Source organism: Sabulicella rubraurantiaca, from assembly GCF_017355885.1.
Taxonomy (GTDB): Bacteria; Pseudomonadota; Alphaproteobacteria; order Acetobacterales; family Acetobacteraceae; genus Roseococcus; species Roseococcus rubraurantiacus.
In genome coordinates, this window is record NZ_JAFEUU010000005.1 from 326,152 (window position 1) to 340,263 (window position 14,112).

Here is a 14,112-nt window from a genome sequence, read left to right on the forward strand (position 1 = left end):
ACGCGAGGGCTGCCCTGGGCACCGACGCGCCCGAGCGGTGTCTCAGGTGCCAGGAGAATGAGATCCTGCACGCACGCGGCAGGCGCCGAGGAAAACTGTCGCTTCCGACAATCAACCATGGAATGGACCGTGCCATGACTCCACCCGATCGCTTTCGCGCGCTTCTCGCCAAGCCCGACTTCGTCGTCATGCCGGCCGTATGGGACGGGCTGACTGCGAAGCTCACCCATGAAGCTGGCTTCCAGACGGCATTCCTTTCCGGCTCCTGTGTCGCGGCGAGCCGCCTAGGCGGGCCCGACCTCGACTTGATCTCCTTCGCCGAGATGCTCAACAGCCTGGAGATGGTTCGTGGTGCCGCGCCTGACCTGCTGGTCCTCGCCGATGGCGACCACGGCTACGGCAATGCGATGAACGTCCAGCGCACCGTGCGCGCCTATGGCCGTGCCGGCGCTGCTGCCGTGCTGATCGAGGACAAGATCACGCCACGAGCCCTGACCTCCGCAGGCAAGCCCTGCCTGCCGCGCGAGGAGATGCGGATGAAGGTTCGCGCGGCCGTCGAGGCCGCCAAGGACAGCGGCATCCTGGTGATGGCGCGGACCGATTGCCGCCCCACCGCCGGCATCGACGAAGCCGTGGCGCGCATCGAGATGTATGTCGAGGAGGGCGCCGACATCCTATTCCTCGACAGCCCGAAGGATGAGGAGGAGGTGCGCCGCGCCGTCGCCGCGTCGAAGGGCAAGCCGCATTTCGCCGTGTTGTCGCCGGGCGCACCGCGTGAGACGCCGACCCAGGCGCGCGCGGCGGAGCTGGGCCTGAAGATCGGCACCTTCCCGACCGGCACGCTCTCCCCGGCCATGGCGGGCATGAAGGCCGGCCTAGCGGCGCTGGCGGCAGGCCGGTCCGAGGCGGATGGCGCTCTCTCCCCTGCGGAGTTCCGCGCCACGCTGGGCTATACGGCCTACGAGGCCGCCGCGAAGCCTTTCGTCCTGCCGGGGTAAGACACTTGCCTGCGGCCGCGCCGGGCAATCCGGCAGGGTTGCCGCCACTGAACTGAATGCAAGGAGGAAGGGCATGGCGCTCGCGAGCGTCGTAGCCCTGCCTCCCGCAGGTGCCGGTTACCGGCGGCGCGATTTTTCTTCCGCCCGGTTTCGGCCTGGGCGCATGCTGCCCTGGCCACGCTGCGGCTGGCCTGCGGCGTTCCCTCCGATCCGGAGCCGCACGCCATGCTCGCCCCATTTGGCCGCCGCCGCTTCCTCCAGAGCTCTGCCCTCACTCTCGGCACTTCGGCACTCACCTGCACCGCCATGGTGCGTGACGCCGCTGGCGCAGATGTCCCGCGCATCGAGGCACCCGTGGTGGATCGCCTCGTCGTGCAGGTGGTGCTGGACGGTGCCCACGATCTATTTATCTCCGGCGCCCAGGTCCCGGGGATCCGGGTCGAGCGCACCCGCCTCTTCGCCGGGCGGGCCAACCGCACCTTGCAGAGCGAGTGGGGTCTGTCCCTTCACCTGGAAGCCCAGGCTGGCGCCGAGACCCGGCGCTACCTGCTCGATTTTGGCTACACACCGGCGGCGCTGAACGAGAACATCGACCTACTCAACGTGGACGTTGCCGCGCTCGACGGTCTGATCCTGAGCCACGGCCACTACGACCACATGGGCGGGCTGGCGGGATTCCTCCAGCGGCACCGCGCGCGGATGAAGGAGGATGTGCCTCTCTATCTGGGTGGCGAGGACGCCTTCTGCTTCCGGCACATTCCGGCCGGCAACGGCGCTTTTGCTCCCTTCGGAATGCCACCGGACCGCCGAGCGCTGACCGAGGCGCGCGTGCGCCCCGTGCTGTCTGAGGCGCCACTGGTGATTGATCGCCACGCCTTCACCACCGGGACGGTGCCGCGCACCAGCCTTGAGCGCGTGCTGCCCAACAGCTTCGTCGAGTTCGGCACGCGTGATGGCGCAGGCTGCGACCCGGCCCGCTACCAGGACCACCATTTCACGCCCTCCGAGCTGTCCGGCCAGCCGCAGCCCGACCAGCACCTGCATGAGCACGCCACCTGCTTCCACGTGCGCGGGCGCGGGTTGGTGTTAATCACCTCCTGCGGGCATGCCGGCATCATCAACACGGTGCGCCGGGCGCAGCAGGTGAGCGGCGTCGAGAAGGTTTATGCCCTGGTGGGCGGCTTCCACCTTGCCCCGGCGCCCGCCGACTACCTAAGACGGGTTATGACCGAGCTGAAGGCGCTCGACATCGACCACGTCTTCCCGATGCATTGCAGCGGGGCGAACTTCCTGGAAGCGGCGAAGCAGGAGATGCCGCAGACCCTGGTGCTCTGCACGACCGGTAGCCGGTTCACCTTCGGGGCGTAGGCCCTTGGATTTGCATGGGGTGCCGGGCCCCCGCGCCGTGCTCACGGCAGAAGCGCGGATCGGGGCGGCAGGAAGCCAGCCTCGGCAGGCGCCTTGCTGAGGAGTGGCGAGACCGGCAACCTCACGGAAAACTTCCAGAAGGACGTTCGCGCCCGCTACCAGCTCCGCCGCCTCCATGTGCTCTCGCGGGTTATGGCTGACGCCGCCGGCGCTGGGCACAAAGATCATCGCGGCCGGGCAGATGCGGGCCATCATATGCGCGTCATGCCCTGCACCCGACGTCATTCGCCAGGAGCGCAGCCCATGTGACTTCGCCGCCGCCTCGATCGCTTCGACAAGCTGTGGACCGAAAATCACCGGCGTGAAGCGGGCGAGACGGTCGGTCGAGGTCGTCACCCCCTCGGCGGCCGAGAACTCGTCCAGCTAGCGTGCCAGCGCCGCTTCGTCCGCCCGCAGCCGCCCTTCGTTCGGACTGCGCAGGTCCACGGTGAAGACCGCGCGCGAAGGGATGACGTTGATGGCGTTCGGTTCGAAGCGCATGCAGCCCACCGTCGCCACGGTGGGCGCTTTGGCGCGGGAAACCCTGTCGCGCAGGAGGTCACCACGCGGGCGGCTGGTCCGCAGAATAAAAGCGTATGAACGCTTCACGCGAGGGGTGTTCCATGACGACCCGAACGTCCGTCGTTCCGCAACATCGTCACTCTGCGCGAAGTCGCTGGCTTCCGTCATCGCTGACGCCCGCCCGGCGGTCGCGCGGCCTTATGCGACGCCCTTCCGACGTTTCTTCTGACTCTTCCAGTCCGCGCCAGGAAGATCCAATCACAAATCCTTGCGGGGCTCTGCGCCGAGGCTCCAGCATCGCGTCCTGAAAAGTGGAGGCGCGCATTGGTCCCGTTTCGGCGTGCGGCCCGATCCCTAGTGATCGCCGAAGACGGCGTGATCGGCCCTGCGCTGAAGGTTGGGCCAGGGCGCAGGCATCTCCCAATCAAGATCGTCACTGCGAGCGGGGGCGAGACTGGCGCCGCGCACCCCGGACCCCAGCTCCGAGCGGGTCGAGGTCAGGCTCCCATCGCTGCGAGCGCCTGGCCGCATCGGCGTCACCAACACAACCCCCTTCAAGAAAGGATGAAGGCATGAGGATCCTGCGATTTGCTTTCGCGCTCGTCGTCACGCTGCTTGTGGCGTCGGGACCCGGCCGGGCGGCGACCTGGGAGGGCGACCTGCTGAACGTGCAACTGCTGACGCCCAATTCCCAGACCGTTGCCTTCAACGGCAACTTCACCGTGCCAGCCTCCGACATCAACATCTTCGGGGCGGGATTTCTCCTGCTGAGCATCGGCCCGTCCAGCGTTACGCTGACCAATACCGGCAATGCCGAAGTGTTCTTTCAGAATCCCGAGGTGATCATCAAAATCACGGACACGACCGCTGCGCGCATCCTCAATGCGCAGGTGGCTCCGGGCTCGACCATCAGCCTCGGGAGTGGGGCGCTGATCACCGGCAACAACTTCGTGCAGTTCGACCTGGCTGGCGCCACCGTGCCCGGGTTCGGCGTTCTCAATGTGGAGGTCGCCTTTCTTCCCGGCGTCGCCGTCCCTGTTCCGGGGTCGCTCGCGCTGTTGGGCTTGGGGCTGTTCGGCCTCGCCGCCGCACGTCCTACACCTTTGCGGGGACGCGCCGCATAAAGGGCGCTCACGCTTCGCCGCCCTGAGCGCTTGAAGGAGGGTGTGTCGTCCTGCCGCGCCAAGTTTCATTTGGCGCGGCAGAATTCAGTCTTAGCCGGGCTGCCGCTGACGTCCGCCCCGCCTAGGAGCGGACGTCAGCGGCTTCTTTTTTTACTGGAAGGTTCATGGCGCCCCATGAGCGGAAGCTCGTCGAGCATCTCGCTCAGTCGCCGGATATGAGCCCGAATGAGCAGATTCTGCTCTAGCTCCGACGCAGGACCGCAGACGCGACTGTTCGATCGCTGCGAAGGCCACCTATCGGTGGGACAAGATCCACCTGACCAGCGCCTCCGCCTCCTCCTGGGAGAGATTGGCCTGCGGGGGCATCGGCATCTGGCCCCAGTTTCCGGTGGTGCCTTGTAGGATCCTCTCGCTCAGCACCCTGACGGCGGCGCTGTCATCGGCATAACGGGCTGCGATTGCCGTGTAGGGAGGTCCGATCATCCTGCGTTCGGCGGAGTGGCAGGCCACGCAGTTCTTGCTCCTCGCCAGTTCAGCGCTTGCGAAGGCATCCGGAGAGAGGACAAGCGCGTAGAGCAGGACGGTGGCAAGGCGAAGGTGGTGCATCGGAAAGGCCTTCATGCTGCATCAGCGGGGCGGGACGGCATGGCCAGGGTTGAGAGGGTGAACGGGCGTTGCCGCTGGGCTCCATGCCATCCACCTTGAAGATCCAGCCTGTTCCTTGCCGTCAGACGAGAGGACGCACAGCCGGCCGCGCCACCCGCGTGGGCGACGCGACCGCTGCACGTCGCGCTCAGTTGGGCCTGAGCTGGTAGATCTCGCCCTGTTCCACAGCGACATACAGGTTCCCATCGGGACCCTGCACAACCGAGCGGAAGCGTCCAGCCGCTATGGGCAGCGGCACCGTGGCCCGTGTTGCAGACCGGCCATCCGCGGAGATGTCGAGGACATCGAGGCGGTTCCCGACGGGCGTCCCGTGGATGCCGATGCCCAGGAAGGAAATGACCATGCGGCCATTCCAGTCCCGCCATTGCTGGCCGTTCAGGAAGGTGCAGGACGACATGCCCTGGGACATGTTCTCATTGTTCCAGGCCGGCCTCATCGCCTCGGGATAGAGGCGCGTGTCGGTCATCGGCATGAACGCCGCCCGCTCGCGTGGCGGGACCGCGCCCATCTGGTTGGGCATGTAGCCGCAATATCCATCGGGGCAGTCGCCGCGCCCGCCGATATTCGGGCGTGGATCCCATCCGCCATTCCCGCCGGCTGCGAGCATCGTCACCTCGTCGCTGTGCCAGGGGCCGTGCTCCGCCGTGAAGACTTGGTTGTTGCCCGGACGGAAGCAGATGCCCTGCGGGTTGCGGTGCCCATAGGTGAAGATCCGCGGGTCGAAGCCTTGCGCCGTGTTGTTGCCAGGGGCGGGCTGCCCGTTCCGGTCGATGCGCAGCACCTTGCCACCCAACATGTTCGGGCTCTGCGGCACGATGCCGTTATGGGTGTCGCCGGTCGTCACGTAGAGAAAGCCATCAGCCGGGCCGAAGCGGAGGCGCCCGCCATTATGCGCGCCGGCATCGCCGAAGGGATGGTTGCTGGGGGCCGCTTTGTAGGGGATGTCGGTCACGATGTCGGTGCGGTCGCCGACGCGCGTCAGACCCCCGTTGACCGTCAGCCGGAGCACGCGATTGGTCCCGGGCGCGGTCAGGTTCGATGCCGAATACACATAGATGAAGCGGTTCGACGCAAACTCGGGATCGACCGCGACGCCACTCATCCCTGCCTGGCCGTTGCAGAACAGGTCGGCAGCGGCCTCGGGGTAGCCCTGGCTACCTTGCATGCCGAGCAGCGGATTGACGGTGCCGGATGGCTGCCGCACCGAGAGGCCGCGGCACTTCTCGGTGAAGAACATCGTGCCGTCGGGCAGGAACGCCATGTCCCATGTCAGTTCCCGGCCGGACACCACAGTGGTGCTGCTCAAGTCGGGACCGGCGGCTTGGCTTTGGGCCTGCGCCGGAACGGACAGGGCCAAAGCGGCTAGGACCACGCCGGGCAGCGCGAGGCGCACACGTCGTTCCATGATTGCTCCCTCCGACTTTTTTCGACGTCAATCTTCCGGAGCAGCACGCTGGTCGCCCGCGGATCTGCGGCCGCACCGCGCCATCTCTGGACCGGATAACCATATGCATTCATGTTTTCTGGCGGAAGCGGAAACTGCGTGGCGGGTTCTTCGCAGGTGCAGCAGTCGAAGCGCAGGGCGCAGGTGCCCTATCGGCGCCCAACGCCTATCGTCGCATGGTCCTGATGGAAGCGCAGCCAGTTGGCATGCCGACTGCGAACGCGCGATGAAACGGACCCCGCGACAGTGCAGCACATCCAGCTTCGCCCTGACGAGGCTTGTGCCGAATGCGGCGGCGAGGCGAAGGCTTGCCTGGGTGCCCTGAGCTTCTCCGCCACACAAAAAAGATGCCAGCCCTGCCGCGTCGCAGCGAAGAGGGCTCTACTCCGCTGCCGACGCGACACCCTCCTGCCGGATCCAGGCGGCACAGGCCTCGGCGGCGCGGGCGATCTCCGCCTCATCAGTATAGGCATGGACGGAGAGGCGCAGCCCGCCCTTGCGATACGAGCAGCGCACGCCCTGCGCGGCGAGGTGGGCATGCAGCGCTGCTGCGCCGCCGCCCGGCACATCAGCCGCCACGATATGCGTGCGAAGGTGATCGGGGACGCGGATGACGCGCAGCCCCGCCGCGTCCAGCGCGTCGGCGAGTTGTGCCGAGAGAAACAGCGCCCGGGCCTCGATCGCCTCCGGGCCCGTGGCGAGGAGGAGGCGCAGGCACTCGCGCATGGCGACGCCGCCCGTGAAGCCGGGATATCCCACGTCAAAGCGCCGCGCCCCTGCGGCGGGCCGCTCCTCGACGCCGGGCGAGAAATCCTCGTGCCCGCCTTCCTGCCGAACGCCGAAGCGCGCGAGGAAGGGTGGATCGAGCGCCTCCGCTACCGCACGGCGAACATATAGGAAGCCGAAGCCGAACAGGCCGCACAGCGCCTTCTGGCCGCCGACGGAGAGCGCATCGACCCCTTCCACCCGAAGGTCGTGCCGCAGCACGCCGACCGATTGCGCGCCGTCCACGTGCAGCAGCGCGCCGGCGGGCCGGCACGCCTCGGACACGGCGCGCAGATCGGCGCGGCAGCCCGGCGTGAAGGAAGCCGCCGAGACCGTCACGACCCGCGTCCGCGCGGGGCGTATCGCGGCGGCGATGCCCTCCACCGGCAGGGCGTGGTCGGCCCGAATCGGGACCTCCACAACCGAGACGCCGCGACGGCGGAGGTTCAACCAGGGAAGCAGGTTGTTCGGGTGCTCGAAGCCCGGGCACAGAACCACCTCGTCGCCCGGGCGCCAATCCACCGCATTGGCGAAGGTATTCACGCCTTCCGAGACGTTCTTGGTGATGGCGATCTCATCCGCCTCCACGCCGACGAGGCGGGCGAAGAGGTCGCGGGTTTCCTCCGCGATCTCGATCAGGTGGGATTTCTCCGCGACGCCGCGGACCGTCTCCTCCAGGTGGGAGAGCAGGGCGGCGTGCGCAGCCCCCGGAAGAAGGCCCTTATGGGCCGTGTCGAGATAGGCGCCGCGACCCTCAGAAAGGCCAGGAAAGGCGGCGCGGAAGGCGGGGAGGGGGACGGCGCCGCTCACGACACGCGCACCCCGGCGGCGCGCACCACTTCGCCCCAGCGCTGGATTTCCTCGGCCAACATGGCGCGGAATGCGGCGGGGTCCAGCGGGGAGGGGGAGACGCCCGCTGCTTGCAGCCGCGTCGCGACGGGAGCGGAGCCAAGCGCGGCGACCGCCGCCCGGTGCAGCGCCGCCACGGCCGGGGCGGGCGTGCGCGCCGGAGCGAGCAGGCCGAACCAGTGCGCACCGCGCAGATCGGGCAGGCCAAGCTCGGCCGTGGTGGGGACATCCGGAAACTCGGCCACTCGCTGCTCCGACAGCACGCAAAGGGCGCGCAGTGCGCCGGTGCGCAGATGCGCCGCCGTGCCGGCCGTGTTGGTGAAGAGCGCGTCGGCATGGCCGGCGATGAGGTCGGTTACCGCTGGCCCGGTGCCGCGATAGGGGACGATGTTGAGCTGCACCCGCCCTGCGATCTGCAGCAGCTCCGCCGCGAGATGGGTGCCGGTGCCGTTGCCCGCGGTGGCGAAGACCACCCCTCCGGGCCGGGACCGCGCCGCCGCGAGCAGACCGGCCATGTCGCGGTGTGGCCCGTCGCCGCGCACGAACAGCATGACCGGCGCGCGGCCCAGGAGCGCGACGGCATCGAAATCCTCGAGCGCGCGATAGGGAAGGCTAGGGAAGGCGGTGGCGCTGATGGCGTGCGGCCAGTCCACCAGCAGGATGGTGTGCCCGTCGGGCGGCGACTTCGCGACGAGGTCGGCGCCGATGGTGCCGCCCGCCCCGGCACGGTTCTCGACGACCACGGTCCCGCCCAGCGCCGGCGCCATCGCCTCCGCGACGGAACGGCCGACCACGTCCGAGCCTCCGCCTGGCGCGTAGGGCACGATCATCCGCACCGGTCGCGCCGGGAAGGCGGCCTGCGCCTGGGCGGCGGCAGGGAGCGCGGCGCCGAGTGCGAGAAGGGTACGGCGGTGCATTGCGGGAGACTCCTCAGATCCGGACAGTTCAACGCAGGCAGGACGGGCCGGCAAGGACCCTCACGCCGGCGAGGACCGATATGCGGTGCGCGGGGAAGCACCACGCATCAGCGCGCCTGCCTGCGCAGGTGCTGCTCGCGCAGGAAGATGAAGAGTCCGGCGCCGATGATCACGGCGGCCCCGGCCATGGTCAGTGGCCCGATCACCTCGTCGAAGAAGATGTAGCCGAAGAGCATCCCCCAGAGGATGAGCGTGTACTGATAGGGCACGACCACGGAGGCCGGCGCCAACCGCAACGACTGGTTCACGCAGAGATTGCCGCAGAGCGAGCCGATGCCGAGGAAGAGCATCAGCACGAGATCCAGGGCCCCGGGAGGCGTCCATCCCTGGGCCAGCACCAGCGCGCCGCCGAAGCAGAGGGCCGCCACGAGCTGTGCCGTCATCAGCACCGTGCCCGACGTGCCTGCCAGCTTGCGGGTGGCGATCATGAAAAGCGCATAGGTGAAGCTGCCCATCAGGGCGCAGACGGCGCCGAAGGAGAGAGTTTCGGGCGAGGGATGCAGCGCCAGCACCACGCCCCCGAAGCCCACCGCCACGGCTGTCCAGCGGCGCCAGCCGACCCGCTCGCGCAGCAGGAAGGGAGAGAGGGCGGTCACGTAGATCGGACCGGCCATGTAGTAGGTCATGACCTCCGCCAGCGGCAGCGCGGTGAGGGCCCAGAAGAAGAGCGATGCCTCGAGCGTGGAGAAGACCACGCGCAGCACCTGCAATCCCGGGCGTGGCGCCTGCAGGAAGGCGTAGGGGCCGGCCTTGTAGATGAAGGGCGCCATGGCGCAGAGCCCGGATATGCTCCGCACCAGCATCAGCTGCCCGACGGTATAGGCGCCCACAAGCCATTTGCCGAGCGTGTCGTTCACGGCGAAGAGCAGTACGCCGAGCAGCATCATCGCGATGCCGCCAGTGGCGCCCGTGGGAATGACGCCCCGGCGCAGGAATGCGAGCACGGCGATACCGCCTCCTTATGGGCCCCTCTTGTCGAAGGTTAGGCGCCGGCGCTGCTGCGCAGCTCCCGAGAGTGGACCTTGTATCCTTCCGCTATGCCGGCCGAGTTGGCGGAGAGGAGCTGAAGATGGCTGGCACCTGAGCGTCTCGCATCAGCATTTGCGGTGCTGCCTCATAACGCATGGTTGCGCATCGGAGGAAGGCCCAGACCGTCGAGTTCCGACACGATGGCTTCGATGAGGTACGGGGGCTGAGGGTTGTGAGGATCAGGCTGGTCCTCAGTTCTTCGTCCCGTTGGCGCGTCCATCCGGCGCCTCCTCGCTCGGCAGGTTCACGGCAGATTCCATGATGTGGGAGCGGATCTCGGCCGCCAGCACTGTCGGGTCCCGCCGCGTCAAAGCCGCCAGGATCCGTCGATGGCCGGCAGCACTTTGCTGCAGCGCTGCGAAGGAGGGCCACAGCCCCTTCGGCCAGAGTCGCGCCCGGTCGCGAGCCTCTATGATCATCTCTGCCTGGATGCGGTTTGGCGTCCAGCTGTAGAGCGTGTCGTGGAAGTCGAGGTTGGTCTGGCTCCAATCTGCGTAGGAGCCGTGCACAGTCGCGTGCTCGAATGCCGCCGCAAGCGCTTCGAGCTTCGCCAAGGCGGCTTCGTCGAGATGCGGCATCGCGGCCAGGGCGGCGTCCACCTCCAGCAGCGCCCGGATGGAAAGCAGGTCCTTCAGCCGCTTCATGTCGGTGACCGCGACCCGGAAGCCGCGGAAGGGCACGTGCTCGACAATGCCGCGCAGCGCCAGCTCGGACAGCGCCGTGCGCACTTCGAAGCGGTTCGCGTTCAGCCGGTGCTCCAAATCGATCTGCCGCAGCCACTCGCCAGCGCGAAAGTCGCCGGTTCGCAGAAGGATGGCGAGTTCCAGGCCGAGTTGGCGCTTCGGAGGACGTCGGGCGGGCATGAGGGTCCTGAGGAGGGGCTTGCGGCGGATTCCCGGTGCCTTATAACTTGCTCCAAGATTGGCGCCAATTTCTTTGGCGCCGCAGCTGGCCGGGCGCTCCGTGTTCCCGGTGCCGACGGAGGGACAGAATCTTGGACGATGCGGCGCCGAAGAGGGGCCATGCCCCCCAGGACGAGGTTTCCGGAAAGCCGCTGCCCCTCGCCGGTATTCGGGTGCTGGAATTCTGCCACGTCATCATGGGCCCGTCCTGCGGCCTCGTGCTGGCCGACCTCGGCGCGGAGGTCATCAAGATCGAGCCCGTGGAGGGCGACCGCACGCGCCGCCTCTCGGGCTTCGCGGCAGGTTTCTTTGCGACCTTCAATCGCAATAAGCGCTGCCTCGCCATCGACCTGAAGGCGCCTGAGGGGCGTGCGGTTATCGAGCGCCTGCTCGAGAACACCGACATCCTCATCGAGAACTTCGCTCCCGGTACGATGGAGCGTCTCGGACTGGGGTATGAGCAACTCGCGGCCAAGCATCCCCGCCTGATCTACGGTGCCCTGAAGGGCTTCCTGAGTGGCCCCTACGAGCATCGTCCCGCCCTGGACGAAGTGGTGCAGTTCATGTCGGGCCTCGCCTACATGACCGGCCCCCCTGGCCGGCCACTGCGCGCGGGGGCCTCGGTCTGCGACATTCTTGGCGGCGTGCTGGGCGTCGTCGGCATCCTTGCCGCGCTGCAGGAGCGCGGCCGCACCGGCAAGGGACAGCTGGTGAAGTCGGCGCTCTTCGAAAGCGCGGGATTCCTCATGGCATCGCACATGGCCGGCGAGGTGGCGACGGGCCGGCCCATGCCGCCCATGCCCGATCGCCACGGCGCCTGGGCCATCTACGAGACCTTTGCCACCTCCGACGACCGGCAATTCTTCCTCGGCATCACCAGCGACCAGCACTGGCGCCGCTTCTGCGAAAGTTTCGGCCTCACGGATCTTCTGGCCGATCCGCTGCTGAAGACCAATGAGCTTCGTGTTGTCGCGCGGCCCCGCATCAAGGCGATCATCGCCGACCTGATCCTGCAGCGCACGCATGACGAGATGATGGAGATCTGCGAGCGGAACTCTATCCCCTTTGCCCCCGTCGCACGCCCTGGCGACCTGCCGGACGACCCCCAGCTCAACGCCCATGGCCGCATGCTGGAGGTGGAGATGGGGGATGGGCGCATGGCCAAGCTGCCGCGCCTGCCGATCGAGATGGGCGACCACGACACCGGCCTGCGATCGCAGCCTGGCCGGATCGGTGAGCACACTTTGGCCATCCTGGCCGAGCTTGGCATCCCTGAAGAGGACAGCCAGGCAATGGTCGCGCGCGGCGTGGTAGGCGCCGGCTGACACGTACCGGAATTGAGCACAGGGAAACGTCCATGACCGACATGCCGCGATCCATCAACATCCACGAGGAAGGCCCGCGCGAGGGTTTCCAGATCGAGCCCGGCCCGATCCCGACGGCGGACAAGATCCGCCTCATCGAAGCCCTCGCCGAGACAGGGCTGCACCACATCCAGGTCTGTTCCTTCGTCAATCCGCGGGTGGTGCCGGGCTGGGCCGATGCGGCCGACGTCGTTTCCGGCTTCAAGGCACGCCCGGATGTCCGCTACACGGCGCTCTGGTTCAATGCACAGGGGCTCGAGCGTGCGCTCGCCTTCCGAGACAGGCTGCACATCACCGGGAGCATCTCGCTCACGGCCTCCGAAGCCTTTACGCGCAAGAACCTCAACCGCAGCCACGCCGAGAATCTGGAGGCGATGCGCAAGCAGACAGCTCTGCATCTCTCCCACGACGTGCCGGTCGAGCGCATCGGCGTGATGGCGGCGTTTGGCTGCAACTACCAGGGAGACATCACGCCTGCGCAAGTGATCTCGACCCTGGAGGATGGGTTCACCATCGCGAAGGAGTGCGGCGCCACGATCAAGCACATCTCGCTGGCGGATACGATGGGTTGGGGCGCGCCGCCACGGGTCGAGCGCGTGGTGGGCGAGGTGCGCAGCCGCTGGCCGGATCAGACGATCGGCCTGCACCTGCATGATACGCGCGGGCTTGCCATCGCCAACGCACATGCTGGGCTGAAGATGGGCGTGGCGCAGTTCGACAGCACGGTGGGCGGGCTCGGCGGATGTCCCTTCGCGGGGCAGAAGGGTGCGGCAGGAAACGTCTGCACGGAAGAACTGGTGATGCTCTGCCAGGAGATGGGCATCGAGACGGGTGTGGATCTCGACAGGCTGATTGAGGTCGGACGCATGGCGGAGGAGATCGTGGGGCACGTGCTGCCGAGCGAGCTGATCCATGCGGGCAGCCTCGGATCCTTTCGTAAGCGGGCGGCCTGAGCAGGATCGGGACCCCCAGCCCTGGGGTCCGAAAGACACGTCAGCCGTCCACGCCTTTGACGGCTGACTGGATAGACCAAGAGGGATGCGCGGTTTGGCGACCGGCAAGCCCCGCTCATCTTCAAGGGAAGGAAGCTGAACATGTCCATCAACCGTCGTCCTCTTCTGGCCGGAATGCTGGCGGCTCCCCTCGTCGCGCGAGCGCAGGGCTTCCCCGCGCGACCCATCCAGATGATCGTCAGCGGTCCTCCCGGCGGCACCACCGACTACACGGCGCGCTTGATCGGCCCGCCACTCTCCGAGAGGCTTGGGGTTCCTGTCGTCATCGAGAACAGGGCCGGCGGCAACGGCACCATCGCGGTCATGCCGGTCGTGCGCGCACGTCCCGACGGGCACACGCTGCTCCTGGCCTATTGCGCCAACCTGACCGGTCGTCCCGCGCTTGAGACCAATCTCGGCTATGATGCGCGCAAGGACCTCGCTCCCATCGCGCTGCTGATCGAGGCGCCGCAGGTGATGATGATACATCCCTCCATCCCCGCGAACACGTTGGCCGAGTTCATCGAATACGCGAAGCAGCGCCCGGGCCGGCTGAACTACGCAAGTTCGGGAAATGGCTCGATGCAGCATCTCGGCACGGAGCTGCTGAAGAACCGCACGGGGATCGACATGGTCCACGTCCCGTATCGCGGCACGGGCGAGACGATGAACGACGTGCTGGCCGGCCGCATCCAGTTCTACATGACGACGCCTCCGCCCGCGCTGGCCTCGGTGCGCGATGGCCGGCTGAAGGCGCTGGCCATGGCCTCCAGCGAGCGCCATCCAGCCATGCCGGAGGTGCCGACGGTGGCGGAGGCGGGGCTGCAGGACTTCTCGGCGGAGGCCTGGTTCTCCGTGATGACCACGGCGGGCACGCCGGCGCCTGTCGTGGATCGGTTGACGCGGGAGTGCCAGGAGATCCTGCAGCTGGAGACGGTGAGGCAGCGCGCGCTGCAGGCCGGCGCCTTCGCGCGTTACGAGGATCCGGAGACGCTTGCGAGGCGCATCGACCGCGAGATTACCGGCTGGACGAACCTCGTGCGGGCGCAGGGTCTGTCGGTGGACTGAGTGGA

At 67.6% G+C, this 14,112-nt stretch carries 13 protein-coding genes and 1 pseudogene; 6 read left to right on the forward strand and 8 right to left on the reverse strand.

The features are described from left to right. The first annotated feature begins 134 nt into the window (after positions 1–134). Both JTJ31_RS11780 and JTJ31_RS24640 read left to right on the forward strand, forming a co-directional pair. Positions 135–998, forward strand: a complete 864-nt coding sequence (locus JTJ31_RS11780; RefSeq protein WP_207538858.1) for an isocitrate lyase/PEP mutase family protein — start codon at positions 135–137, stop codon at positions 996–998. A 225-nt stretch (positions 999–1,223) separates the two neighbouring features. Further along, entirely contained in the window at positions 1,224–2,366 is a 1,143-nt protein-coding gene (locus JTJ31_RS24640; RefSeq protein ID WP_236020107.1) for an MBL fold metallo-hydrolase, read from the forward strand. Between the two features lie 186 nt (positions 2,367–2,552). Here the strand turns inward: JTJ31_RS24640 and JTJ31_RS24645 are convergent. Together JTJ31_RS24645 and JTJ31_RS24650 are read right to left on the reverse strand one after the other, a co-directional pair. After that, positions 2,553–2,762: pseudogene (locus tag JTJ31_RS24645) on the reverse strand (M20/M25/M40 family metallo-hydrolase); the annotation flags it as partial. Positions 2,763–2,789: 27 nt separating this feature from the next. After that, positions 2,790–3,095 (reverse strand): hypothetical protein, encoded by a 306-nt coding sequence (locus JTJ31_RS24650; RefSeq protein ID WP_236020108.1) that lies wholly within the window; start codon positions 3,093–3,095, stop codon positions 2,790–2,792. 404 nt (positions 3,096–3,499) lie between these two features. Between JTJ31_RS24650 and JTJ31_RS11790 the strand changes: the two genes are divergently transcribed. Next, positions 3,500–4,051, forward strand: a complete 552-nt coding sequence (locus JTJ31_RS11790) for a PEP-CTERM sorting domain-containing protein (RefSeq protein WP_207538859.1) — start codon at positions 3,500–3,502, stop codon at positions 4,049–4,051. A gap of 294 nt (positions 4,052–4,345) precedes the next feature. Here JTJ31_RS11790 and JTJ31_RS11795 read toward each other — a convergent pair whose 3' ends face one another. The 6 genes from JTJ31_RS11795 to JTJ31_RS11820 all read right to left on the reverse strand — a co-directional run bounded on the left by JTJ31_RS11795 (position 4,346) and on the right by JTJ31_RS11820 (position 10,644). Then, a complete protein-coding gene (locus tag JTJ31_RS11795; RefSeq protein WP_207538860.1) occupies positions 4,346–4,672 on the reverse strand; it encodes a c-type cytochrome in 327 nt (108 codons plus the stop codon). Between the two features lie 172 nt (positions 4,673–4,844). Next, positions 4,845–6,122, reverse strand: a complete 1,278-nt coding sequence (locus JTJ31_RS11800) for a PQQ-dependent sugar dehydrogenase (RefSeq protein ID WP_207538861.1) — start codon at positions 6,120–6,122, stop codon at positions 4,845–4,847. 420 nt (positions 6,123–6,542) lie between these two features. Then, a complete protein-coding gene (locus JTJ31_RS11805; protein ID WP_207538862.1) occupies positions 6,543–7,736 on the reverse strand; it encodes an aminotransferase class V-fold PLP-dependent enzyme in 1,194 nt (397 codons plus the stop codon). Continuing rightward, a complete protein-coding gene (locus JTJ31_RS11810) occupies positions 7,733–8,692 on the reverse strand; it encodes a Bug family tripartite tricarboxylate transporter substrate binding protein (RefSeq protein ID WP_207538863.1) in 960 nt (319 codons plus the stop codon). Before JTJ31_RS11810 ends, JTJ31_RS11805 begins: the two co-directional genes overlap by 4 nt. Positions 8,693–8,799: 107 nt before the next feature. Next, positions 8,800–9,696, reverse strand: coding sequence for a DMT family transporter (locus JTJ31_RS11815; protein ID WP_328805721.1), 897 nt, complete (start codon positions 9,694–9,696; stop codon positions 8,800–8,802). A 276-nt stretch (positions 9,697–9,972) separates the two neighbouring features. After that, positions 9,973–10,644 (reverse strand): GntR family transcriptional regulator, encoded by a 672-nt coding sequence (locus tag JTJ31_RS11820; protein ID WP_207538864.1) that lies wholly within the window; start codon positions 10,642–10,644, stop codon positions 9,973–9,975. 131 nt (positions 10,645–10,775) lie between these two features. Between JTJ31_RS11820 and JTJ31_RS11825 the strand changes: the two genes are divergently transcribed. The 3 genes from JTJ31_RS11825 (at position 10,776) to JTJ31_RS11835 (ending at position 14,107) form a co-directional block, all read left to right on the forward strand. Then, a complete protein-coding gene (locus tag JTJ31_RS11825) occupies positions 10,776–12,008 on the forward strand; it encodes a CaiB/BaiF CoA transferase family protein (protein ID WP_236020109.1) in 1,233 nt (410 codons plus the stop codon). A 32-nt stretch (positions 12,009–12,040) separates the two neighbouring features. Further along, positions 12,041–13,000, forward strand: coding sequence for a hydroxymethylglutaryl-CoA lyase (locus JTJ31_RS11830; RefSeq protein WP_207538865.1), 960 nt, complete (start codon positions 12,041–12,043; stop codon positions 12,998–13,000). A gap of 141 nt (positions 13,001–13,141) precedes the next feature. Continuing rightward, positions 13,142–14,107 carry a Bug family tripartite tricarboxylate transporter substrate binding protein gene (locus tag JTJ31_RS11835; RefSeq protein WP_207538866.1) on the forward strand — a complete coding sequence of 322 codons (966 nt, stop codon included), beginning with the start codon at positions 13,142–13,144 and terminating at the stop codon, positions 14,105–14,107. Positions 14,108–14,112: the final 5 nt, after the last annotated feature.